This window comes from Salinicola salarius (genome assembly GCF_002179555.1).
GTDB lineage: Bacteria > Pseudomonadota > Gammaproteobacteria > Pseudomonadales > Halomonadaceae > Salinicola > Salinicola salarius_A.
Genome location: NZ_NHOU01000014.1, coordinates 72,411 through 96,013 on the forward strand (window position 1 = coordinate 72,411; position 23,603 = coordinate 96,013).

Here is a 23,603-nt window from a genome sequence, read left to right on the forward strand (position 1 = left end):
GGCAATGCCGGGCGCCTCTTCGATCATCCGGAGGTAAGCCATGTTTCAACGACGTTCCGAATCGCTACCGACTGCGGAGACAGCACTCCCGGGCCGCGATACGCCCATTCAGATCAGCGGTGAACACCTGATCAATGGCGCTGCGATGCAACCGCCTTTCCCGGCCGGCACCGAGCAGATCGTATTGGGGCTGGGGTGCTTCTGGGGGGCGGAGCGGCTGTTCTGGGAACTGGATGGCGTCGTCGTCACTGCCGTGGGCTATGCCGGCGGCATCACGCCGAATCCGACCTATGAAGAGACCTGTACCGGCAGGACGGGCCATGCCGAAGTCGTGCTGGTCGTCTACGATCCGGGCCGTGTCACGCTCGAGTCGCTGCTGGGCGCCTTCTGGGAAGCTCATGATCCGACCCAGGGAATGCGGCAGGGCAACGACCTGGGCACGCAATATCGTTCGACGATCTATACCACCAACGAGAAGCAGCAAGCGGTGGCCGAGCGGAGCCGGGACGAGTATCAGACGGCGCTGCAAGCCCAAGGCCTGGGGGAGATCACCACCGAGATCCGTCCGCTGGATACGTTCTACTACGCCGAAGAGTATCACCAGCAGTATCTCGCCAAGAATCCCAATGGCTACTGTGGCCTGAAGGGAACGGGCGTTACCTGTCCGCTACCGGCCTGATCGCCGATCAGGCATTGCTTGAGTCTGCGGCTCTCTCCGCTGCCTGGCCTGAGGATCGATTCAGTGATCGAGCTGAGGGGAGGGAGCCATCTGGCTAAGTTTGCGCGGCGCCCACTGCTGCAGCTGCGCTTCGATGCGCCGGGTCAGCCAGGGACCCAGGCGTCCGCCGCGTCTTTCCACGTAACCGACGTGGCCGCCGTGGCGGGCAATTTCCACCCGCACCGATGGCGAGGGTGCCGGCAGGCGAGCGAACAGATCCGGCGGCATGAACGGGTCGTCATCCGCATGCAGGATCAGCGTCGGCAATTCGATTTCCCCCAGTAACGGCCCCGCCGAGGCTCGTCGATAGTAATCGCTGGCAGAGTGAAAGCCGTGCAGCGGGGCGGTGACCTCATTGTCGTAGGCCCAGAAGCTGTCCAACTGTCGAATCTGCTGCGCGCTGATCGTCAACGGCAACGGGGTCGTCCGCAGTCGGGTCAGAACCTTGCGCTTGAGTTGGCGCAGCAGATAGCGCTGATAGAGCCGTGAGAACCCTTGATTGAGCGTATCGGCACTCGCGGCGAGATCCAGCGGGGCGTTGATCGCGATGGCGCCCTCCAGCGGCAGACCGTCGCCACCCTGTTCGGCTACCAGTTTCAACAGCATGTTCGCACCTAGAGATACCCCTGTCGCCACCATGAGTGCCTCGGGATAGCGCTGTGCCAGTCGGCCGATGATCCAGTAGGCATCGGCGGTGTCCCCTGAATGATAGGCTCGCGGCAACCGGTTCAGCGTCTGTCCGCAGCCGCGAAAATGCATCAGCACGGCGCGCCAGCCCATTCGCGCCGCGGCATGGAGCAGTTCGCGGGCGTAGGGCGAATCGAAGGAACCTTCCAGACCATGGAATAGCAGGAAGATCGGCGCGTCGTCGCGAGGCGGGGCTGGGCGGGCCCAGGCCAGCTCGACGAAATCGCCATCCGGCAGGTTCACGATCTCGGTATCTTTCGCCAGGAAACCGCCGGGCAGCAGCCGCGGCAGCAGTGTCTGGACGTGCGCGTTGCGCAGCCCCGGCGGCGCGCGAAAATCAGCCGATACGATCGTGTTTGCCATGGATGGGTTCAATCCTCGGCGATCGGTCCGCCCTGGGTCAGATTGTCGTGGCCATCGGCCGTGACGATCACGTTATCCTCGATCCGGATGCCACCGTGATCCTGAAGCCGGTCGACGGCGGCCCAGTCCACTGCTTCACGCTGCGCGCCCTGGCGAAACGGCTCGAGCAACATGGGAATCACGTACAAACCCGGTTCTATGGTAACCACCATGCCGACGTCAAGCGTGCGTGTCAGGCGCAGAGCAGGATCCTCGGTCGGCGGCGGCAACGGCGTTCCCTGTCCGTCGCGCTGCCGGCCGCCCACGTCATGAACCTGAATGCCCAGGCTATGGCCGAGCCCGTGAGGACAGAAGGCGCGTGTCAGGCCGCTCTCCACGGCCGCTTCGGCGCTGATCGAGATCAGTCGGGTTTCGACCAGCAGCTCGGCCAGATGGCGGTGCATTTCCCGGTGCAGTTCGACGAAATCCAGTCCTGGAGCCAGCCGCGAAATCAGACGCTGCTGGTAGTCGGCGACGCCCTGGATGAGTCGCTCGAACAGCGGATCGGCGTGAACGGAAGCCCAGGTGCGGGTGATATCCGCCGCGTAGCCAGCATGGGAATGGCCGGCGTCGACCAGCAGCGACTTCGGCGTGCCGGGTGCCTCCACGTCATAGTGTTGATAGTGCAGGGTGCCCGCGTGGTGATCGATGCCGATGATGTTCTGGTAAGGCACCTGAGATTCCCGCTGGCGCGTCGCCGCGAGATAGGCGAGCTGGATATCCAGTTCGCTGGCGCCCACGGCAAAGGCATCGCGGGCCGCATCATGCCCCCTCAGGGCCCGCTGGTTGGCAACGAACAGGCAATGGCGCTCGTAGTCGTCCTTGTACATGCGCAATTCGTCCAGCGCTACCAACAGCGCCGGCGGGTTGAGCTCGGCCCCGGCCGGCAGCGACGACGCTTCCAGATCGCCGATCACCGCAAGACGACGGGCTGTCACGTCGCCCTTCGGTGGCCAGCCGGTATCGCGCAGCGGCTGTAGCGTCATGACTTCTGCCAATACGCCCGTCGGCGCTGGCGTGGCCAGGTGCCAGAAATCGGCCGGCGCGTAGTAGTACCAGCGGGGCGAACTACCCGGCTGAANAACCAGACCTTCCCGAGCTGGGGCGACAGGCAACAGTTGACACTGGAATGGTCGGACCCGGCCTGGGGATCGGATGCTCGCTTCGTGCGGACCACCTTCGATTCCCAGTGGGTGAGAATGCTCGGCAGCGAGAACCGTTTCGTCGGCCGTATCGGTGGCGGTGCCATGGCCACCAATACCTTCGACAAGATCCCGCCATCGCTGCGCTTCTTCGCCGGGGGCGACCAGAGTATCCGCGGATACTCCTACGAGAGTCTTTCGCCCGAAAACGAGGACGGCGAGCTTCTCGGTGGTCAGCACATGCTGACCAGCAGCATCGAGTATCAACGCCACCTGACCGGCAACTTCTGGAGCGCCACGTTCGTCGATACGGGCAACGCGTTCGACGAATGGTGGCCGGACGAACTCAAGACCGGCGCTGGCGTCGGCGTACGCTGGATATCACCCGTCGGGCCGATCCGTTTCGATATCGCCCATCCGTTTGACGACGAGGAGGACTCTTGGCGTCTCCATTTCTCCATCGGACCGGAATTCTGATTCGGCTGCTGCTGTTNATCAGCAGCCAGTCGTGCTGATGATGGCTGGCCCCGGTCCAGTGGACGAAATGGCCGTAGCTCTTGAAAGAGGCTTCCTGATCATCGGCAAAGTGGACGCCGGCATGGCCGCTGTAGATGAGAACGGCATCGAACCGTTGGGCAGCGAGAATATCGGCGTAGGCCATCTGGAGGCGTTCCAGATGGGCACGTTGAAGCGTTTCGACGGTGTCGTTGCTAGGAGTCATGGGCGTTTCCTGTCGTTGGATTTATCATCGAGCGGCAGCGAGTCGGGTCAGCAGGCCCGGTAATGTGGGATGCCGACTGTCCTGCCGGAAATAGAGGCGTAACGATAGTGGCACGTCCCAGCGTTGATCGCCGGCACGCGTCAGCTCGCCAGTTTCGAGAAGATGACGAACCGTGCGCCAGGGTAGCCAGCCAAGCCCGTAGCCCTGCTGCACCAGTTCACGAATGTTGGATGTCTGGACGTTCTCGTTGAGCGTGGACAGATGCACTTCCTGGCGTGAGCGCCCCCAGTGGGCCTGCAGCGCTGCGGCGATCAATCCGCTGGGATGATAGGCGATATGCGGTACCGGCTCCCGCTTGTGGCCGGGCAGGGCAAAACGTGGTTGACCATCGGCATCGGCCAGGCAGACGGGGATCAGACGCTCCTCGCCGATCTTGAGGTAGCGCACGCCACTGAGATCGATATCGAGTGCCGTGCGACCTTCCGGCCAGTAACACAGCGCCAGATCCACTTCGCCACGCTCCAGCGCCTGAAAATACTCTCCGACCAGCCAGCTCGTGGCACGCAGATAGGGTTCGACCTGCGACTGGATGGCATTCGTTTCCAGCCATGAAGGGACGAAGTGGGTCACCAGGCTCTGGGGCGCCGCCAGCTTGACGCGACGCGAGTCCTCCCGGGCGAGGTTCTGCAATCGCTCCCGCGTGACCCGCACCCGCTCGGTAATCTGCTTGCACAGAATGAGGAACTCCTCGCCGGCCGGGGTCAGACTGAGCGGCAGTGTCTGACGGTTGATCAGCGTGGCGCCCATCGACTCCTCGAGCAGTTTGATGCGCCGCGAAAAGGTCGGTTGGGTGACGTTCTGTTGATCGGCGGCACGAGAAAAATGACGCGTTTCGGCCAGGACGATGAAGTCCTCCAGCCAACGTAGTTCCATGGTGTTCTCTATCGTAAATCACGCGGTTGCGATCCGCCGGACGGTGGGTTGGCCAATCACTTCATCGACATAGGACTGTCTCGAAAGAACTGTCTCGAAAAAGAACCGACTCGCAAGAACCGACTCGAACCAGCCTACCCGATACGCCATTGAGCGACTATCGAAGGCGATCACGGGATGCGCCCCTCCTCGACGGCGTGGCACGCGACCCGCCGGCCGTCCCGGAGAACGAGTGCTGTCGGCGTCTCCCGCTGACAGCGGGCGTTGGCGTAGGGGCAGCGTTCCCGGAACACGCACCCGCTCGGCGTCTCGATCGGGGGCGGCGCGTCGTCGCTCAGACGCAGTGGCTCGGCATCGATATCTTCCAGACGCGGGCTCGCCGCCAACAGCGCCCGCGTATACGGATGCCGGGGTTGGGCGAAGAGCGTATCGGCATCCGCCAGCTCGCAGATCGTTCCCCGGTACATGACCGCGACTCGTGTGGCGAAGTGCTCGACGACCGCCAGATCATGGGTGATGAACAGGTAGGTCAGACGACGTTCCGCCTGAGTGTCCATCAGCAGATTCATGATCTGGGCCTGCACCGAGACATCCAGGGCGGAGACGGGCTCGTCGGCCACGAGGAACTCGGGATCCACGCTGAGCGCCCTGGCGATGGCGATACGTTGCCGCTGCCCTCCGGAGAGCTCGTGGGCGAAGCGCTCGCCCCAGCCGATATCGATACCCACGTCGGCCATCAGCGCATCGGCCCGATGGTGAATCTTCGAATGCGACCAGGCGGGATGATGGAAGCGAATGGGCTCCTCGAGGGTCTGGCGCACCGTCAAACGCGGATTCAGCGATGAATCAGGGTTCTGGAAGATCATCTGCATGCGCCGACGAAACGGGCGCCACTGTTTCGCGTCGAGACGGTCGACGCGCTGGCCGTCGTAATGGACTTCCCCTTCGCTGGCTGTCAGCAAACCCATGATCAGCCGTGCCAGGGTCGATTTGCCACATCCCGATTCCCCCACCACACAGAGCGCATCGCCGCGCTGAATATCCAGGTCGACGCCGTTGACCGCATGAATCCGTTGGCGGTGCCAGCCGCGTCGACGCTTGTCGAACCGCCACGGCAGCAGGCGGCCGGGATGCAGCGCGAAGCGCTTGTGCAAGCCACGAACCGTGACCAGCGGGGCGGACACATCGGCCGCGCGTCCCAGGGTCTGCAGCGAGTCGGCGAGGTTCATGTCGTTTCTTCCTCGATCGGCACGGTCGTGATCAGTTCACGAACCCAGTGGCAGGCAACCTGGCTGCCGCCGGAAGAGACGGCCTCGGGGACCTGTTCCACGCATGCCTGACGCAGCCGCCCTTGTGGCGTGAAGCGGTAACGGCATCGGGGATGAAAGGCGCAACCGTCCGGCACCCGGGCAAGGCTCGGCATGTTGCCGGGGATCTGCGCCAGGCGCTGCCTGGGCAGCGTCATCTGGGGCAGGGCGTTGATCAACCCCTGCGTATAGGGGTGCTGAGCATCGTTGATGATCTCCCGGGTCGGACCCTGCTCGACGATGCGGCCGGCATACATCACCAGCAGGCGCTGCGTCAGTTGGCCGATGACGCCGAGATCATGGGAGATCACGATCAGGCCGACATTGTGCTTGTCGCATAGCTGTGTGAGCAGCGCGATGATTTCGGCCTGGGTGGTGACATCGAGGGCGGTAGTGGGTTCGTCGGCAATGATGATATCGGGGTCCAGCAGCAGCGCGATGGCGATGACCACCCGCTGACAGAGCCCACCGGAGAGTTGATGCGGATACTGCTCGAAACGTTGCTCGGGAGACGATACCTGCACCTGACGCAGCTTGTGCAGCGCGATGGCCCGCGCACGGCGCTCGGAGACTCGGCGGTGGGCCTTGAGGCTCTCGGTCATCTGCCGGCCGATGGTCAGGACCGGATTGAGCGTCGTCAACGGATCCTGAAAGATCATCGCCACGCGGTTGCCTCGAATCCTTCGCAGTTGGCGATCCGACAGCGTCGTCAGTTCACGCCCTTCGAACCGAACGTGGCCACCGGCGATATATCCCGGCCGGGAAAGCAGTTTCAGCAGGCTGAAGGCGAGCGCCGACTTGCCGGCGCCGGACTCGCCCACGACACCCAGACGCTCGCCGCGTTCGAGCGCGAAACTCACGTCACGCACCGCGCGGATCTCGCCGTGCCGCAGCGGGAAACGCACATCGAGGTGTTCGACCTCCAGCAGCGCCATGGCATTACCCCTTGTGAAGACGAGGATTCATCGTATCGCGCAACCAATCCCCCAGCAGGTTGATGATCAGGACCAGCGTCACCAGAAACAGCCCCGGCAACAACGTGATCCACCAGGAACCGGACTGCAGGTAGTCGAATCCCGACTTGATCAGCGAGCCCAACGACGGTTCGGTCTCCGGCATTCCCAGACCCAGAAACGACAGCGCCGCTTCGGCCATGATGGCGTTGGCGACCTGGACGGTGGAGAGCACGAAAATCGGGGACAGGGTGTTGGGCAGAATGTGTCGCCACATGATGCGGCAACTCGGGAAGCCCAACACGCGAGCAGCGTCGACATAGTCTTTCCGTTTCTCCGCCAGGACGCTCGCCCTGACGGTCCGAGCGTACTGGGGCCATTCGCTCAGACCGATGATCAGTATCAGGATCACGACGCTGTAGTCGCCGTAGAATGCGCCGCCGAATGCTGCCTTGACCACGGCACCGATGATGATCGCCATCATCAAGGTCGAGAACGACAGCTGAATGTCGGCCAGCCGCATCAGTAACGCATCGACGATGCCTCCCCGGTAACCCGCGAGCAGCCCCAGCGCCGTGCCTAGCACGGATTGCAGCAGCACCGCGCCGAAACCGATCGCAACCGACACGCGTGCGCCGTAAAGGATGCTCGAGAGCAGATCCCGGCCCTGCGCGTCGGTGCCCAGCAGATGGGCAGGTTCACTGCCCGCGATCCAGAACGGTGGCAATTCGGAATCCAGCAGGCTGATCTGTGCGAGATCGTAGGGGTCGCTGGGGGCGATCCAGGGCGTGAGCAGTACGCTTGCCATGATCAGCACGAAGAGTGCCAGACAGACCTGAGCGCGACGGTTTCGCCGCAGCCGATAAAGGAAGTGGGAATCGCGGAAGCGGCGCCAGACGGTTGCCGATGAGCGGATTTCGAGACTCATGCGGCTCTCCCGCTCAACGTGACCCGCGGGTTCAGCATTCGATAAAGCAGATCGACGAGGGTGTTGATCACAACGAAAAGCAGGCCGACCACCACCAGGTAGGCCACGACCAGTGGCATGTCGGCACGCTCGATGGCATCGAGGAACATCAATCCTGCCCCCGGCCACTGGAAGACGGTCTCCGTCAGCAGGGTATAGGCCACCAGCGTGCCGATCTGGACACCGCCCAGCGTCACCACCGGCAGCAGCGTGCTCTTCAGCGCGTGCAGGAAATAGATGCGTGATGGCCGCAGCCCTCTGGCTCTGGCGTATTTCACGTAGTCCGTCTCCAGTACCTCCAGCATCTCGGCATGAATCAGGCGGACGAACAGTGGCAGCATGACCAGCGCCAGGGAGAGGGCGGGGAGCAGCAGATAGAGAAGGCCCTGCAACGAGGCGAAATTGGTGTACCAGACACCCACGACATGGATGGGATTGCCTCGCCCATAGGCAGGCATGCCGCCTTCGATGGAGAAAAGCTGGTTGAGCCAGTGGCCCCAGCCGGAGTCGGCAGGAAACAGCGTCACCTGAATGCCGATCGAGAAGATCTGGATCAGCACCATGGCGGTCAAAAAGACTGGCACAGAGATGCCGATCACGGATAGCCCCATCAGCGTTTGCGACAACCAGTTGCGCGGCCGGATCGCGCAGAAAACGCCCATCGGTACCGATAGCAGGAGTGTCAGTACGGCACTGGCCGCCACCAGTTCGAGAGTCGCCGGGAGATAGCGGGCGATCACGCCGAGCGCGGGCTCGTGGAAGAAGTAGGAGTGACCGAAATCCAGGTGCAAGGCATCATTCGCGAAAGCCAGGTATTGCACCCACAGCGGGTCGTCCAGGCCAAGCGAGTGGCGCAGTGTCGTGGCTTCCGCCTCGGTGGCCGCTGGCCCGAGCCTCTGCTGCACGGGGTCGCCCAGTCCGCCCTGAATAGCGAAGCCGATCACGCTGATGATGAACATCACCAGAACTGCCTGGCACAGCCGCCGCATCAGAAACATGATCATCGAGGTTGCACAACCACGTCGCCCAGATAAGGCATGTTCATGACGTTCAACACGGGCGCGATATCGACACGGTCGGCCGCCGCCCAGGCGAGATTCTGCCAGTACAGGGGAATGAACGGGGCATCGTCGTGGATCGCCTGCTCGGCCTGCCTCAGCAACTGGGCGCGAGCGTCCGGCTGGGTGGTGAGGTTCGCCCGTTCGACCAGCGCGTCGATCCGCGGGTTGCAGTACTCGCTGGCGTTGTAACGGCCGGTGCCCGTATCCGGGTCGGGACAGAAGGTCAGGTACTCGAAGAAATTGGCGGAATCGCCGGTGTCGGAATACCACCCCATCATCATCATGTCGGCGGCACGGTTGTCGTATTCGGCCCAATACTGGTTCTTGGGTAGCGTCTCGAATTCGACGGCGACGTTGATCCTGGCCAGCATGGCGGCAATCGCCAGCGCCACCTGGGCGGTCTGGGCATCGTTCACGTAACGATTGTTGGGTGCCATCAGGGTGACCGAAAATCCATCGCCGTAGCCGGCGTCACGCATCAACTCTCGGGCCTTGGCGAGGTCATAGCGTGGTGTCAGCGTCGATACGTGACCAGCGTAGCCCTTGGGCGACATCTGCGCCGCGGGTGTCGCAAAACCTTTTAGCAAGCGCTCGGCAATGGCCGTCTGATTGACCGCATAGGCAAAGGCGCGCCGCACGCGTACATCACGAAACGCCGGTACCCGCTGCTCGTTGAGCTGCAGCATGGTGATACGCGTACCGGGCATGGTGACCAGTTTGACGCCATCCGCGTGATGCAATCGCTGCACGGCATTGAAGGGCACCGGCGAGATGAAGTCGACATCATCGGCGAGCAGGGCGGCGACACGAGTCGCATCCTCCGCGATCGGTGTCATGACGAGACGATCGACATTGCCGGGTGAATCGCCGTCCCAGTAATCCGGATAGCGCTTGAACTCGATCCGGGCGCCCGGCTGGCGCGACACGATCTCGAAAGGGCCGGTGCCCGACAGGTGATTCGAGGCAAACGAATCGCCATTCTTGACGATCTCGCTCTTGTCCTGCCCTCTGACCGAGGTGCCGGTATAGAACTGGCTGTCCATCGGAAAGATATAGGTTGCGAGGTTAAGCAGCAGCGGATAGGGCTGACGCGTCTGCAGGTCGACGGTAAAGTCGTCGACCGCTTGGGCTCGCTCGATGGGATCGAAAATGGCTCTGAAATCCGGGCTTCGCTTGAGGCGCTGCACCGTCCATACGACATCCTTGGCCGTGAAAGCGTTACCGCTGTGGAAGGTGACGCCGTGACGCAGGTGCAATCGCATGGTCGTGTCGTCGAGTCGTTCCCAATCCGTGGCCAGCCGAGGCTCGAACTGAAGATCCCGGTTCCAGCGGACCAGCGGGTCGAAGGCCAGGTGGGAGAGCTGGAGCATGCCGATGGAAAGCTGCTCGTGAATGTCCAGCGACACCGGATCGGTGTCGTAGGCCACTTTGAGCAGGGTGCCCTTGTCGTCGGCCATGGCTGCGCCGGTCAACGGCAGCAGAGACAGGCTTCCCATCAGAAAGCCGAGCAGGATCGTCGTGAGACGCATTGCGGGTCCGATGTTGTTATAAAATCACGTCATGACGTCGGGAATATCGTCAGTGAGTGCCGTTATGAATGCGTGCTGCATGGATCATTGGCGACGGGCTAGATCGAAAATGCCCGGCAGATCCGTCGTGTCATCCACTTTACCCACGGATGACCGACGGACCCAATCGAAATCTCGAACCGCGCCATTCACCCAGTGAATCGCCCGACTCACGAAAGACCTTGGCTCTGGATGACGCAGTCCTGCTGGCTGGCGTTCACTCCTGAGCGGAGAAGGTCGGCAGAATACGGATACCGCCCATCTGATCGGCGCGAGACACGGTGCAGCCCAGGTCATTGACACGACCATCCGTGAGGCCATAGACCCAGCCATGTACCGACAGCGGCTGCTTCCGCTCCCAGGCACGCTGGATGATCTTGGTACGGCACAGGTTGGCGACCTGGAGGCGGACGTTGTGTTCGCACATACGGTCGACCTGCTCGTCCAGCGGGAGCGACTCGAGTGTCGGCCGGTACTGCTGGTAGAGCTCGCTGATGCTGTTGAGCCAGTAGTCGACGATGCCGTGCTCACCGCCGGTGATCGCAGCCCGGACCCCGCCACAGCCGTAGTGTCCGACAACCATGATGTGCTTGACCTTGAGCACGTCGACGGCGAACTGAACCACCGACAATGCGTTCATGTCGTTGTGGTAGATCAGATTGGCGACGTTACGGTGAACGAAAACTTCACCGGGTGGCAGGTCGACGATCTGGTTGGCAGGCACGCGACTATCCGAGCATCCGATCCAGAGGTAGTCGGGGTTCTGCTGCTGGGAAAGCTCCGCGAAGAAGTTCGGAGCACGCTGCTGCACACCGTCGGCCCAGCGCCGATTCTGTTCGAGAAGAGTCTGGATATCGCTCATGACAGTAACCTGAGTACGTGGCTGGCGAACGTCTTGTGTCGCCGTCAAGACAACGATTCTAGGCTATCCGGCGATATTTTCGAAGTCACACCATCTGACGCGCCGAACGCGAGCATCACGCCTTGCAAAGCTTTTTTTATATCGCCTCGATAGTCACGGACTTTTCCGACACCGGATCGAGGCTGGTATCATCCCCGCATCATGTCTCAAGGAGTTTCACTGTGGCGAATTACGATTACGATCTTTTCGTGATAGGGGCCGGTTCCGGCGGCGTGCGTGCCGCACGGACGGCTGCAGCGACGGGCGTCAAAGTGGCCGTTGCCGAAGATCGCTATCTTGGCGGTACCTGTGTCAACGTCGGCTGCGTGCCGAAGAAGCTGTACTCCTACGCGGCACATTTTCACGATGCCTTCGAAGACAGCAGCGGTTTCGGCTGGACCATACCGCAGGCGCCAAGTTTCGATTGGGCCACGCTGCGCGACAACAAGATCGAGGAGATCAAGCGTCTCAACGGCATCTACAACCGCCTGCTGGAAGGGGCCGGCGTCACGCTGATCAATGGCCGGGCCAAGGTTGTCGATGCCCATGCGGTCGAGGTCAATGGCGAGCGTATCACCGCGGAGAAGATTCTGGTCGCGGTCGGCGGCTGGCCGTGGACGCCGCAGTTCGAGGGCAGCGAATATACCGTCAACTCCAACCAGGTATTCGACCTCGATAACTTCCCCAAGCGCTTCCTGGTCCTGGGCGGTGGCTATATCGCCGTCGAGTTCGCCAGCATATTCAACGGGCTGGGTGCCGATACGCACCTGGTCTACCGTGGCGCGCTGTTCCTGCGCGGATTCGACCAGGAAGTTCGCGAGTTCACCCGGGACGAAATGGCCAAGAAGGGCGTCAACCTGCATTTCGAGGCGAATATCGAGCGTATCCGCAAGGTGGAAGGCGGACTCGAAGTCACGCTGACCAACGGTGAACAGCTCGAGGTGGACGCCGTGCTCGCCGCCACCGGGCGTCGTCCGCACCTGGAGGGGCTGGGCCTGGATTCGCTGGGCGTGGAGCTCAACACCGATGGCACGCTCAAGGTCAACGAGCGCTACGAATCCTCCGTACCGTCGATTCTCGCTCTCGGCGACGTGACCGGCGGCCCCGAGCTGACACCGGTCGCCCTGGCAGAAGCCATGCACCTGGTTCAGCATCACTACGGTGACAAGACGCCGGGGCCGCTCGACTACCAGAACATCGCGACGGCCGTGTTCTGCCATCCCAATATCGGCACCGTCGGCCTGTCCGAAGAAGAAGCGCGTGAGCGATTCGGCGCGGTGCGCATCTACAGCGCGGATTTTCGTCCGATGAAGCACACGCTGTCCGGTAGTGACGAGCGCTGCCTGATGAAGCTGGTGGTCGATGATGCCAGCGACCGCGTCGTCGGCGCCCACATGGTAGGCGACGAAGCAGGCGAGACCATACAGGGCATCGCGATTGCCGTGCGCGCTCAACTGACCAAGACGGACTTCGACGCCACGGTGGGCATCCACCCGACGGCAGCGGAAGAGTTCGTCACCATGCGCAGTCTGACGCGCCGCTAATCACGGCTCCGCCGCTGCTGCATTCAATGGCCGCCCTCGAGGCGGCCGTTGTCGTTATGTCAGTGTGTCGTTATGCTCAGTGTCGGGCCTTCGTCACCAGCGCGATCCGAATTTGCCATGATGGGACAAGCTTTTCAGAACGACCCCGGGCACCGGGGCGCAATAACTTTCAATATTTCCTCCGATACTTCGCCAGCCTTCGTCTAGACTGGGATTGCCGGAATTCCCGGATGCTCATCCAGCATATAAATATTCATTATTGAACTGGTTAAGTAAAATAACCTGCGGTTTGAAGCTTGCCTCGCTCGCTGTTATCCTTGAACTTAAATTCGCCATAGCGACGATGACGATGACCAACCCCAATCCGGCATTTACGCCGTCGGCAGACTTGGCAAGGCCTACCGTGGCCGACGCCGTCGTTGGCAAGCCCGATATGCCACTGTTCATTCGCAAGCCCACCACGGAAGACGGGTGGGGGATCTATGAACTGGTCAAGGCCTGCCCGCCGCTTGATGTCAATTCCGGTTATGCCTATCTGTTGCTGGCAACGCAGTTCCGCGATAGCTGCGCCGTCGCGACGACAGAAGATGGGGAAATCGTCGGATTCGTGTCCGGCTATGTCAAAGCGGCCGCACCCGATATCTATTTCCTGTGGCAAGTCGCCGTCGGGGAAAAGGCGCGGGGCACCGGCCTGGCCAGGCGCTTGGTGGAAGCCGTACTGACTCGGCCGGAGTTGGCAGAGCTGAACCATCTCGAGACCACAATCACGCCGGACAATCAGGCCTCATGGGGCTTGTTCAAGCGTCTAGCGGATCGCTGGCAGGCCCCCCTCATCAGTCGCGAATACTTTTCGACCGATCAACTGGGCGGAGAGCATGACCCGGAAAATCTCGTCCGGATCGGCCCGTTCGACCCCCAACGTATCCAGGGCGGGTAAGGTCTGCGTTGTCACGCATGTCTTATGCAAGCACGCCTTATTCACGCTCCCCACGACTATCCACACTCCCATTACGGAGGTTGTATGCAGACTCAAATTCTCGAACGCATGGAGTCCGAGGTCCGGACCTATTCCCGCTCCTTTCCGATTGTTTTCACCAAGGCCCAGGGCGCGCGTCTCACTGCCGAGGACGGCCGCGAGTACATCGATTTCCTCGCTGGCGCCGGCACGCTCAATTACGGTCATAACCATCCGAAGCTTCAGGAAGCGCTGGTCGAATACATCACTTCCAACGGCATCGTCCATGGTCTGGACATGTGGACCGCCGCCAAGCGTGACTACCTCGAGACGCTGGAAGAAGTGATCTTCAAACCGCGCGGACTGGACTACAAGGTTCATCTGCCGGGACCGACGGGCACCAACGCTACCGAAGCCGCGATTCGCCTGGCTCGCGTGGCGAAGGGGCGTCATAACATCGTCACCTTCACCAATGGCTTCCATGGCGTCACCATGGGCGCACTGGCGACGACCGGCAACCGCAAGTTCCGCGAAGCGACCGGTGGTATCCCGACCCAGGGTGCCAGCTTCCTGCCGTTCGATGGCTATCTCGGGGAAGGCACTGACACACTCGACTATTTCGAGAAGCTGCTGAGCGACAAGTCTGGCGGGCTCGACGTGCCGGCCGGCGTGATCGTCGAGACGGTGCAGGGCGAGGGCGGTATCAACCCGGCAGGCCTGGATTGGCTGAAGCGTCTGGAAGGCATCTGCCGCGCGCATGACATCCTGCTGATCGTCGATGACATCCAGGCAGGTTGTGGCCGTACCGGCAAGTTCTTCAGCTTCGAGCATGCCGGCATCGTGCCGGACATCGTCACCAACTCGAAGTCGCTATCCGCTTACGGGCTGCCGTTCGCCCACGTGCTGATGCGCCCTGAACTGGATAAGTGGAAGCCTGGCCAGTACAACGGCACGTTCCGCGGCTTCAACATGGCTTTCGTGACGGCGACCGCCGCGCTCAGACATTTCTGGAGCGATGACACCTTCGAGCGCGACGTCCAGCGTAAAGGGCGTATCGTCGAAGAGCGCTTCGCCAGAATTGCCGCGATGCTGACCGAAATGGGTTATCCCGCGAGCGAACGCGGCCGCGGTCTGATGCGCGGTATCGATGTACGCGACGGTGACGTGGCGGACAAGATCACGGCAAAAGCCTTCGAAAACGGGCTCATCATCGAAACCGCGGGGCAGGATGGTCAAGTCGTGAAGTGCCTGTGCCCGCTGGTGATCAGCGATGAAGATCTCCTCGAAGGTCTGGATATTCTGGAGCGCAGTGCCAAGGAAGCCTTTGCCTGAGGCGGAAATGACGCTGAAAGGCGGCCTTCGATGGCCGTCTTTCATACCGCCTTTTCACGTAGTCACCCACCAGGAGTTGTAATCGATGATCGTACGTAATCTTGCAGAGTGTATGAAAACCGATCGTTTTGTCGAAGCCGAGAACGGTAACTGGGACAGCACTCGCTTGATGCTGGCTGAAGACGGCTGTGGGTTTTCATTCAACATCACGCGTATTCATCCGGGTACGGAAACCCACATTCACTACAAGAACCACATCGAAGCGGTGTTCTGCTACGAAGGTGAGGGTGAAGTGGAAACCATCGCCGATGGCAAGATCCATACCATCAAGGCCGGCGACATGTATTTGCTCGACCAGCACGATGAGCATTGGCTGCGTGGCAAGGAAAAGGGCATGACCGTGGCCTGTGTCTTCAGCCCTGCGCTAACTGGCCGTGAAATTCACCGCGAAGACGGCTCCTACGCACCGGCCGAGTAAATCTCAACGCGCCATCGTTCATTCAGGCACAAAAAAAGACCGCTTATGCGGTCTTTTTTTGATCCTGACCTCCTCCCAGAAACCGGATCCACCGGCAATGTGAAATTCCCGCTACGTTTATTCTGATAGCACGAGATCTCGCGATGGAGCCTCGACTTGGTGCCGTGAAAACAGAATACCAACGGACTAATTCGCCAGTAATTTTGAAGGGTACGGCCTTTCGAGAAGTCATCGACGCTGAGCTGCGGTAGGTCGTAGAGAGGCTCAACAACCTGCCCGCAGCGTCTGGGTTATCAGACTCCGGTCCAAGTATTTTGAGTGGATACTCAGGCTCATTGGAAATGCGTTTTTCTAAGGTAATTTCGATTGGCTAGCAATCATAGATAAAGTTGTGTCGTGATCAATCTGAGCTAAGAACTGCTTGGCCTCCTTTTGAAAGGCTGCTAATGCTTGTCCAGATAGCTGCTTGCCTTCCGGCAATTTGACGCGCATGGCGTCGACTTGATTATTGTTAACCATTAATTCGTAATGAAGATGAGGCCCCGTGCTACGACCCGTATTGCCGGATAGTGCAATCTTCTGGCCTCTGGAAACGCGCTCGCCTTCAGATACCAAGCGTTTGGATAGGTGCATATAGCGAGTCTTGTAGCCGTTGTCATGGCGGATCACAACGTAGTTTCCAGCGCCATTTGCTTGATAGGCCGATTTGACAACACGTCCATTTGCTGGAGATTGAATCGAAGTGCCAATGGTTACTGCAAAGTCAGTGCCTCGATGCGGACTAACTCGGCCAGTGATTGGGTGCTTTCGCCGCAAGTTAAAAGGCGAGCTTATCCTGTAGTCGCCTTTAAACGGCTTCCGGTTAAATGCCGGGGAGAGGCTGTAGCCTTCAGAGGTATAAAAATTGTCATCAGCAGGATTCCTAACGATAGCTAGGTCTCTTTTATTGCCTTTGTAGTGAGCAGCAAGGATGCGCGAATCAGCAGCCTGACCCTCAATCATATCGGTTTCTACCAAAACTCGGAATTGATCTCCTCGCCGGGCAGCACGGCGAAAATTTATCTTTTTCGAAAGTAGATCGCTCAGATCAGACACTTCTGAGTAAGATAAGCCAGTGGCGCTGGCTGACTGAGCAAAACTGCCATTGACGGTTCCTGAAAACAATCGCTCCGTTTTCCGAGCCGTTTTTTCAAGACGAGTAACCTCAAAGCTCTTGCTGTCGTGGTCGCGTTCAATCAGGAGGCCGGAATGTGCATCCTCCATGATTCGCAGTGCCAATAATTCACCAGATTCGTTAATTTTAAAGTCAAAGTTATCACCGACACGCCAGCGAGTGAATGTCCTTTCGTCCGGGATTTCTTCGAGAAGCTGCATAACTTCATCATAGCCTAGTCCCAGAATGCGTTCGGCCATGTCCGCGAAAGTATCGCCGGATTGAATGGTATAAGTTTCCCAAGATGGGACGAATCTTTCGTTGGCTACCAGTTCTTCTTCCATGTCTACTTTTTCATCGTTATGTATTAGGTCGACAGATAAACCAACATCGGAAGTCCCGCCAACTTTGCGATCGTTGGCTTCTGTTGACGAGTCGGTAAGTCGAATCGCCATGTGCAGCGCCTGGCTATCCAGTTCGCTAGCGTCTTTAGTACTTTCCGGCTTGGTTGTAGGAACGCTGGGGTTTAATGGTGTAGCCGCACGAACAACGCTGTCTTGGACAGTTGTTTCAGAAACGCGAGTAGTTTCAACTTCGTCTGTTACCAATAGGAGGCTTTGCGGCGAGCCTGCCGTGGGCTTGGTAAGTCCGGTGGAAGCCTGAGCGGGGCCCGTATATTTGTAGTTGGTGCTGACTTTAACAGCTGTCATGGTGTCAGCTTGAGCTTGGAAGCGAGTAGATAACTCAATGCTTGGCGAACTAGCCTCGTTAAGGGGCGCATCATCTCCATTAGAAGCTTTTAACACAGAGAAGATTTCCTGCGCTCCTAGTAACGTGACTAGCGTAGCTATAGGTAAAATCAGTAATTTTCGGCTGCGAGGCAGGAAGCGAAGGATTCTTAGCATGAGAGCTTATGATAGACCAAGTGAAGTGAAATGGCGGCACTTTACCCCAAACAACACGATGTGTCTACCCTACAGGGCAAGCCTCTGCGCATAATGACATTTTGTAGTGGCTTGCCTAACTGTCGATAACGGTGTCTTTTAGCTATTTCGCCTGCGTACCCCGGATATAACCAGCGCTGCTGACAATAGCCAGGTTGGCCAGCTTCCGGTGCGTGTGAATGGCGTTTCTCCCCGCATGGCCCGGATTTCTCCGTTGAGGGTGGTCATCCTGAATTGAGTCGCGCGATCGATAATGCGACCTTGCGGGTCGATGATGGCCGTCACCCCATTGTTCGTTGCCCGCATAACATAGCGACCATTTTCAAGGGCGCGTAGCCGGGCCATTTGCAGATGCTGAAGCGGCCCGATGGAGTCACCGAACCAGGTGTCGTTGGACACCGTGAGCAACACCTCAGCGTTATCGGCGCGTTGTGCCACTAAGTCCGGGAAAATAATTTCGTAACAGATCGCCGTGCCGATGCGCAGTCCAGCGGCTCGGATCGGGCCTTGTTCGGAATTGCCTGCCGTGAAGTCTGACATCGGCAGATCAAAGAAAGCGATAATGCCACGTAGCTGTTTTTCCATCGGGATGTATTCACCGAACGGTACCAGATGCGACTTGCGGTACACATCCGTAACCTCGCCGGCACCGACTACGGCATTGTAATAGCGGCCCGAGTCGTCGCGCTGCACGATACCGGTGAGTAGTTCGGCTCCTGATGGCAAAGTAGCCTTAACCCGCTCCAACAGCGGCTCGGCTTGACGCTGATACATAGGAATCGCCGTTTCCGGCCAGATAACCAGATCTATGTCTTCAGCAATGTTGCGGGTCAATCGGGCATAGGTGCTGACTGCGTTACGCTGCCCCTCGTTTGTCCATTTGCTTAGCTGGGGTAGATTGCCCTGTAACAGGCTCACTTGTACGGGCTCCTTGCTGGGTATGGTCCACTGAGTAGGAAGCATCAAGGGGAACAGCCATAGAGCGGCGATCGTGCCCCCTGCCCACCAGCGTCGACGCAGGAACTCCACCCCCAGCGTGCCCGTCAGGGCGGTAACCAATGTCAACAGCAGCACCCCGCCAACCGGGGCCAATGGTGCTAAAGGAGAATCGACGTGCGCGCTCCCCAGCAATAGCCAAGGGAAACCGGTGAAAAGGTATGTCCGTAGCACTTCAATCAACACCCACGCGCCGGCGAAGGAGAGAAAGGCTAGACGCGAGCCAGTAAAGCGCCGATAGAACCAGAAGGGAATGGCATAGAAAAGCGCCAAGGTGGCGGCAAACAGGGCTGTAAGGAAAACCGATAGCGGCACCCCCGTGTAACCGTACTCATGGATCGACACGTAGACCCATGAGGTTCCCGTGGCGAACAGCGCGATGCCATAACACCAGCCTCGCAGGGCTGCCTGACCCGGTGTCAGGTCATCCAGGCCTGAGTAAATGAGGCCGACGGCGACCGGCCCCAGCCACCAAAGCTCGAAGGGAGAGAAGGTTAGCGTCGTTAGAGCCCCTGCGAAGACCGCTAACACGCATCCCATCCAGGGGCGACAGGAAAATCGCATGGGTTGCTCCTTAACGTGACGGGCCACTTTTATCAAAAACGCCTCGGAAAAACATTATGGCCATTCTCAAAAGTCATGCTTCTATTGGCCGTCGCAGTCGTTCGCAAGTCGTTTTCTACCCGCCTCGCATGCTTCACTACCAGTAAGACGATGCGGCTTGACTCTATAGCCACTAGAAGGTTTAGAGTTTGAGCAGAGAAATTGAACTAGGTAACTTTTCATGCCAGCTACACATACCGAAGCATCCGGTAACACATACCAGTGGACCGTTCAAGGCATGGACTGTCCAAGCTGTGCCGGTAAGATCCGTGGTGCGGTGGAACGCTTGAAAGGCGTTTCCGACGTTCAGGTTTCGGTGATGAAGGAGACGCTGAGGCTTGGGCTGGACACGCAACAAACCTCGATGGAGCGTGTCGCGAAGACCGTCGAGCGACTTGGCTATTCCGTCCAATTCATGCCTGATTCTGATACTGCCAGTCCAGAAAACTCATCCGAATGTCATTCACCTTGCTGTGACGGTAACGCTCAAGACAACGACGCGGAAACGGTGACGGTACCTGATCGGGCCGACGCCGAGAGCACGCTCAGCTGGAAGGTCGGCGGCATGGACTGCGCCAGTTGCGCGGCGAAAATTCGTGGCGGTGTGGAGAACCTGCCGGGAGTCTCCGACGTCAAAGTGTCGGTCATGAACGAGACGCTCACGCTGAAGCTCGACGAACAGCAAACCTCGCCGGACAGCGTCGAGAAATCGATCAAGCGGCTCGGTTACAGTGTAACGCCGCGCACCGCCATAACCGGTAATGGCTCCAATGGCGCCAGCTCCACAGCTGACGAAGGCGTCGCCGAGGCAGTGTCGGCCTCACCGAAACGCTGGTTTCTGCATGGCAAGGGCCGGCTGGTGGTCATGACCGGGGCTGTCCTGCTGGCCGCCGTGGCGGTGCGCCTGGTGGCCTCGGAGTCTCTGGCTTATTGGGGCTTCATCCTGGCGTGTCTGGTCGGGCTGGTTCCCGTAGCGAAACGTGCTTTTTCCGCTGCACGAGCGGGCATGCCATTCACGATAGAAATGCTGATGACCATCGCTGCCGGTGGCGCGCTGATCATCGGTGCCGCCGAGGAGGCGGCGCTGGTGGTCTTCCTGTTCGCCGTCGGCGAAGTGCTTGAAGGGGTGGCCGCGGATCGTGCCCGCTCGAGTATTCGCGCGCTGGGTGATCTAGTGCCCAAGAGCGCGCTGGTCGAAGACGCACAGAGGGCAACTCGCAAGGTCAATGCCGCGAATCTGAAGATTGGTCAGATCGTCGTCGCGCGACCCGGCGACCGGATTCCTGCCGATGGGCAGATCGTTGAAGGAACGTCTTCTATCGATGAATCGCCGGTGACCGGTGAATCGGTGCCCAAGAGCAAGACCCTCGACGAGTCGGTCTTCGCCGGGTCCATCAATAATGATGCCGTGCTGCGTATTCGCGTCACCAAGGCGCCCGAAGACAATGCTATCGCGCGGATCATCCGCTTGGTGGAAGAAGCACAGGAAGCCCGTGCGCCCACCGAGCGTTTCATTGATCGCTTCAGCCGTGTCTATATGCCCGCTGTGGTCGGTACCGCGCTACTCGTTGCGATCATTCCTCCGCTACTTTTCGGCGGCGCTTGGGGTGAATGGACTTATCGAGCCCTGGCGCTGCTGTTGATTGGCTGCCCGTGTGCGCTGGTAATTTCGGTACCGGCTTCGATCGCCTCGTCGCTGTCTACCGGGGCACGCCGCGGGCTATTGTTGAAGGGGGGCGCGGTGATCGAGTCCACCGCCAAGGCTAGCCTCGTGACCTTCGACAAGACCGGCACCCTGACCGCCGGGAAACCAGTCGTTACCGACGTGCAAGCGGCTGCCGATGACCACGATGAGGCTGATGTCGTTGCCTTAGCCGCCAGTGTCGAGGCCGGCTCCAGCCACCCGCTCGCCGAGGCGGTGTTGAATCATGCCGAATCGCGTCATATCGCGTTTTCTCAAGGGTCGGACGCACGCGTCATCGCCGGCCATGGTGTCGAGGCAAGCGTGGACGGTCATCGTAGCTATGTCGGTTCGCCACGCTACGCTGAAGACCAGGGCGTACTGACAGAGGCTCTGAAGACGCGGATCGCTGCGCTGGAGGAGCAGGGCAAGACGGCCGTCGTGGTGTTTAGGGACGGCGCGATCGTCGGACTGATTGCCATGCGTGACGAGCCGCGCACGGACGCCATCGACGGCATCAAGGATCTCCAGGCACTGGGCATCCGCTCGGTGATGCTGACCGGTGACAACCCCCGTACCGCGAAAGCGATTGCCGATCCGCTGGGCATCGAGTTCCAGGCAGGCTTGCTGCCTGACGACAAGGTCACGGCAATCAAGGGAATGGTCGCCAAGGACCGGGTGATCATGGTGGGTGACGGGATCAACGACGCGCCTGCACTCGCCACCGCCGACGTCGGCGTGGCCATGGGCTCGGGCACCGATGTCGCCCTGGAAACGGCCGATGGCGCCTTGCTGCGTAATCGCGTGACCGACATAGCGACTATGATTCGTCTGGCTCGCGCCACCATGAACAATATTCGCCAGAACATCACCATCGCGCTGGGCCTGAAGGCGGTATTCCTGTTGACGACCATGTTTGGTCTGACCGGGTTGTGGGTGGCTATCATGGCTGATACCGGCGCCACCGTACTAGTGACGCTGAATGCGCTGCGTCTGTTACGGTTCGAGAATCGACAGGGCCCGACACGCGGCGGTGGAGCCTCCGTCAATGTGCCGCCGGAAAGCTCGGGCCAGGCCGCTTCGCCGGCGAGTGCTTGAAGGCGAGTGCTAGAGCTAGACATCGACCAGGGAAGGTGATCATGGATAGCATTTGGATGGTGTTCGGCCTGGCATTGCTTCCCGCGTTGGGAAACTTCGGTGGCGGGCTGGTTGCGGAGGTCTCGCGGACGCGTGGCATGTCGCATACACAGAAATAACGGATTATTGACATTGAGGACGACGGCGTGGGTATGGAAGCGTCCGCATTGTCGCAACTTGGTCAGCAAGAGAAACGCCTCAATGAAAGCAGCACGGTTCATGCTGTCCTATTGGCAGAACGCCGAGAGTCACATGGTCATCGTAGCGAGAATGGATTCATAAACACTTCCAGCCAGGCATAGAGCCCATGACATCTCCACACCCCCGATCTTGGCGTGGATATGCCGCTGGTCTCGTCAACCGAAAGGTGTCCGCACGACGGCAGGAGCGGTTCAGAAGCAGGCAAGCCCCCTAGGGGGCTTGCTATTCTTTATTGACGCTGTTACATGCAGCCTAGACGGGGCTCTGCTGCCTGTGGTCTCCTAATTCACATCACCAGCCCCGCAATCAGGATCGGCATCACAAACGTGACGGATAGCGGCATCCTCGGGTTGTAAGGTGGTGTGCTCAATACCGAAGCGCCCCCGCAATATCGTTTGCAACTGCGGCAGTATCTCTTCCCATCGTCCCATCGCTTCCACATCAATATGCGCCGCTAGAGCTTGACTGTTTGATGATAGGCTCCAGATATGCATGTCATGGATAGCAAAAACGCCGTCGACCCGGACAAGGGCGCAGCCGACTTCATGTGCATCGATTCCTTCTGGCACGCCTTCCATCAACACTTGCGTCACCTCACGCAGTAGTCGAACGGCGGATACCAGAATCAATAGGCTGACGAAAAGAGACAGGATCGGGTCCGCAATGGGCGGCCCGCCCAGATAAATGACCGCCCCGGCAACCAGCGCAGCGACCGAGCCCAGCAAGTCTCCCATTACGTGCAGGAGCGCTCCGCGAACGTTCATAGTCTGCTCTCCACGCATCAGCGCCCAAGCCACTGCGATATTCACCAGCAAACCGAGCCCGCCGATCGCCAAAACCATGCCACCGGCAACAGCGGGGGTGTCTGCCATGCGGCGGATCGCTTCATAGGCGATAAATACAATCACTCCGAACATAAACAGCACGTTAAACAGGGCTCCGAGAATTTCGGCGCGCTTGAGTCCAAAGGAATGCTGACGCGATGCCGGCTTCTTGGCCAGCCAAGCGGCGAAGGCACCAATCCCTAACGACAATGAATCGGTAAGCATGTGGCCTGCGTCCGATAACAGGGCAAGCGAATCAGCTATCAGGCCGCCGAATACTTCGACAGCTGCAAAACCTGTAGTGAAGACCAGTGCAAACAACAAGGTCTTGCCGCCACTATGGCTATGATTGTGGTCTGACATTGATGCCTCCTTCGTATATTGGCCATCGAGAT

Annotated in this window: 18 protein-coding genes and 2 pseudogenes; 7 read left to right on the top strand and 13 right to left on the bottom strand. The window is 59.6% G+C overall.

The window, feature by feature from the left end; translation table 11 throughout:
* The first annotated feature begins 40 nt into the window (after positions 1 to 40).
* The gene (msrA, locus tag CCD76_RS11955) at positions 41 to 679 is read left to right on the top strand and encodes a peptide-methionine (S)-S-oxide reductase MsrA (RefSeq protein ID WP_087719734.1); all 639 of its coding nucleotides are present in this window, start codon (positions 41 to 43) and stop codon (positions 677 to 679) included.
* 60 nt (positions 680 to 739) lie between these two features.
* Here the strand turns inward: msrA and CCD76_RS11960 are convergent, their stop codons facing one another.
* Both CCD76_RS11960 and pepQ read right to left on the bottom strand, forming a co-directional pair.
* Positions 740 to 1,768 carry a hydrolase gene (locus tag CCD76_RS11960; protein WP_087719735.1) on the bottom strand — a complete coding sequence of 343 codons (1,029 nt, stop codon included), beginning with the start codon at positions 1,766 to 1,768 and terminating at the stop codon, positions 740 to 742.
* Positions 1,769 to 1,776: 8 nt separating this feature from the next.
* Positions 1,777 to 2,922 (bottom strand): Xaa-Pro dipeptidase, encoded by a 1,146-nt coding sequence (gene pepQ / locus CCD76_RS11965; protein ID WP_256961290.1) that lies wholly within the window; start codon positions 2,920 to 2,922, stop codon positions 1,777 to 1,779.
* Between pepQ and CCD76_RS20405 the strand changes: the two are divergent.
* Positions 2,878 to 3,426, top strand: a pseudogene (locus CCD76_RS20405) (autotransporter assembly complex protein TamA); the annotation flags it as partial. The gene pepQ and the pseudogene CCD76_RS20405 overlap by 45 nt on opposite strands.
* A 61-nt stretch (positions 3,427 to 3,487) precedes the next feature.
* Here CCD76_RS20405 and CCD76_RS20650 read toward each other — a convergent pair.
* The 8 genes and pseudogenes from CCD76_RS20650 to CCD76_RS12010 form a co-directional block, all read right to left on the bottom strand.
* A pseudogene (locus CCD76_RS20650) lies at positions 3,488 to 3,670 on the bottom strand (Xaa-Pro dipeptidase); the annotation flags it as partial.
* Between the two features lie 24 nt (positions 3,671 to 3,694).
* A complete protein-coding gene (locus CCD76_RS11980; protein WP_087719738.1) occupies positions 3,695 to 4,603 on the bottom strand; it encodes a LysR family transcriptional regulator in 909 nt (302 codons plus the stop codon).
* Between the two features lie 170 nt (positions 4,604 to 4,773).
* Complete coding sequence (locus CCD76_RS11985) at positions 4,774 to 5,832, bottom strand: ABC transporter ATP-binding protein (protein ID WP_087719739.1); 1,059 nt, start codon at positions 5,830 to 5,832, stop codon at positions 4,774 to 4,776.
* Positions 5,829 to 6,845, bottom strand: coding sequence for an ABC transporter ATP-binding protein (locus CCD76_RS11990; RefSeq protein WP_087719740.1), 1,017 nt, complete (start codon positions 6,843 to 6,845; stop codon positions 5,829 to 5,831). Before CCD76_RS11990 ends, CCD76_RS11985 begins: the two co-directional genes overlap by 4 nt.
* Positions 6,846 to 6,849: 4 nt before the next feature.
* The gene (locus CCD76_RS11995) at positions 6,850 to 7,791 is read right to left on the bottom strand and encodes an ABC transporter permease (RefSeq protein ID WP_087719741.1); all 942 of its coding nucleotides are present in this window, start codon (positions 7,789 to 7,791) and stop codon (positions 6,850 to 6,852) included.
* Positions 7,788 to 8,834 (bottom strand): ABC transporter permease, encoded by a 1,047-nt coding sequence (locus CCD76_RS12000; RefSeq protein WP_087719742.1) that lies wholly within the window; start codon positions 8,832 to 8,834, stop codon positions 7,788 to 7,790. Before CCD76_RS12000 ends, CCD76_RS11995 begins: the two co-directional genes overlap by 4 nt.
* On the bottom strand, positions 8,831 to 10,420 hold the full coding sequence (locus CCD76_RS12005; protein ID WP_087719743.1) for an ABC transporter substrate-binding protein: 1,590 nt from the start codon (positions 10,418 to 10,420) through the stop codon (positions 8,831 to 8,833). The genes CCD76_RS12000 and CCD76_RS12005 overlap by 4 nt, the downstream gene beginning before the upstream one ends.
* Positions 10,421 to 10,676: 256 nt before the next feature.
* On the bottom strand, positions 10,677 to 11,321 hold the full coding sequence (locus CCD76_RS12010) for a carbonic anhydrase (protein WP_087719744.1): 645 nt from the start codon (positions 11,319 to 11,321) through the stop codon (positions 10,677 to 10,679).
* A 221-nt stretch (positions 11,322 to 11,542) separates the two neighbouring features.
* Here CCD76_RS12010 and gorA point away from each other — a divergent pair, with 221 nt between their 5' ends.
* The 4 genes from gorA to CCD76_RS12030 all read left to right on the top strand — a co-directional run bounded on the left by gorA (position 11,543) and on the right by CCD76_RS12030 (position 15,669).
* Positions 11,543 to 12,904: a glutathione-disulfide reductase gene (gorA, locus tag CCD76_RS12015; RefSeq protein ID WP_087719745.1), complete on the top strand. Its 1,362-nt coding sequence runs from the start codon at positions 11,543 to 11,545 to the stop codon at positions 12,902 to 12,904.
* A gap of 349 nt (positions 12,905 to 13,253) precedes the next feature.
* Positions 13,254 to 13,841, top strand: a complete 588-nt coding sequence (gene ectA, locus CCD76_RS12020; protein WP_071230023.1) for a diaminobutyrate acetyltransferase — start codon at positions 13,254 to 13,256, stop codon at positions 13,839 to 13,841.
* Between the two features lie 84 nt (positions 13,842 to 13,925).
* The gene (ectB, locus tag CCD76_RS12025) at positions 13,926 to 15,191 is read left to right on the top strand and encodes a diaminobutyrate--2-oxoglutarate transaminase (RefSeq protein ID WP_087719746.1); all 1,266 of its coding nucleotides are present in this window, start codon (positions 13,926 to 13,928) and stop codon (positions 15,189 to 15,191) included.
* Between the two features lie 85 nt (positions 15,192 to 15,276).
* Positions 15,277 to 15,669 carry an ectoine synthase gene (locus CCD76_RS12030; protein WP_087719747.1) on the top strand — a complete coding sequence of 131 codons (393 nt, stop codon included), beginning with the start codon at positions 15,277 to 15,279 and terminating at the stop codon, positions 15,667 to 15,669.
* Positions 15,670 to 16,020: 351 nt separating this feature from the next.
* On the opposite strand, the gene CCD76_RS12035 is transcribed toward CCD76_RS12030, so the two are convergent.
* Positions 16,021 to 17,628, bottom strand: coding sequence for a peptidoglycan DD-metalloendopeptidase family protein (locus CCD76_RS12035; protein ID WP_244179840.1), 1,608 nt, complete (start codon positions 17,626 to 17,628; stop codon positions 16,021 to 16,023).
* Between the two features lie 237 nt (positions 17,629 to 17,865).
* Positions 17,866 to 19,326 (bottom strand): apolipoprotein N-acyltransferase, encoded by a 1,461-nt coding sequence (lnt, locus tag CCD76_RS12040; RefSeq protein WP_071230019.1) that lies wholly within the window; start codon positions 19,324 to 19,326, stop codon positions 17,866 to 17,868.
* Positions 19,327 to 19,603: 277 nt separating this feature from the next.
* On the opposite strand from lnt, the gene CCD76_RS12045 reads away from it, so the two are divergent.
* Positions 19,604 to 22,144: a heavy metal translocating P-type ATPase gene (locus CCD76_RS12045; RefSeq protein WP_256961291.1), complete on the top strand. Its 2,541-nt coding sequence runs from the start codon at positions 19,604 to 19,606 to the stop codon at positions 22,142 to 22,144.
* Positions 22,145 to 22,665: 521 nt separating this feature from the next.
* On the opposite strand, the gene CCD76_RS12050 is transcribed toward CCD76_RS12045, so the two are convergent.
* A partial coding sequence (locus tag CCD76_RS12050; RefSeq protein ID WP_218777023.1) for a cation diffusion facilitator family transporter occupies positions 22,666 to 23,603 on the bottom strand: 938 nt, incomplete at its 5' end.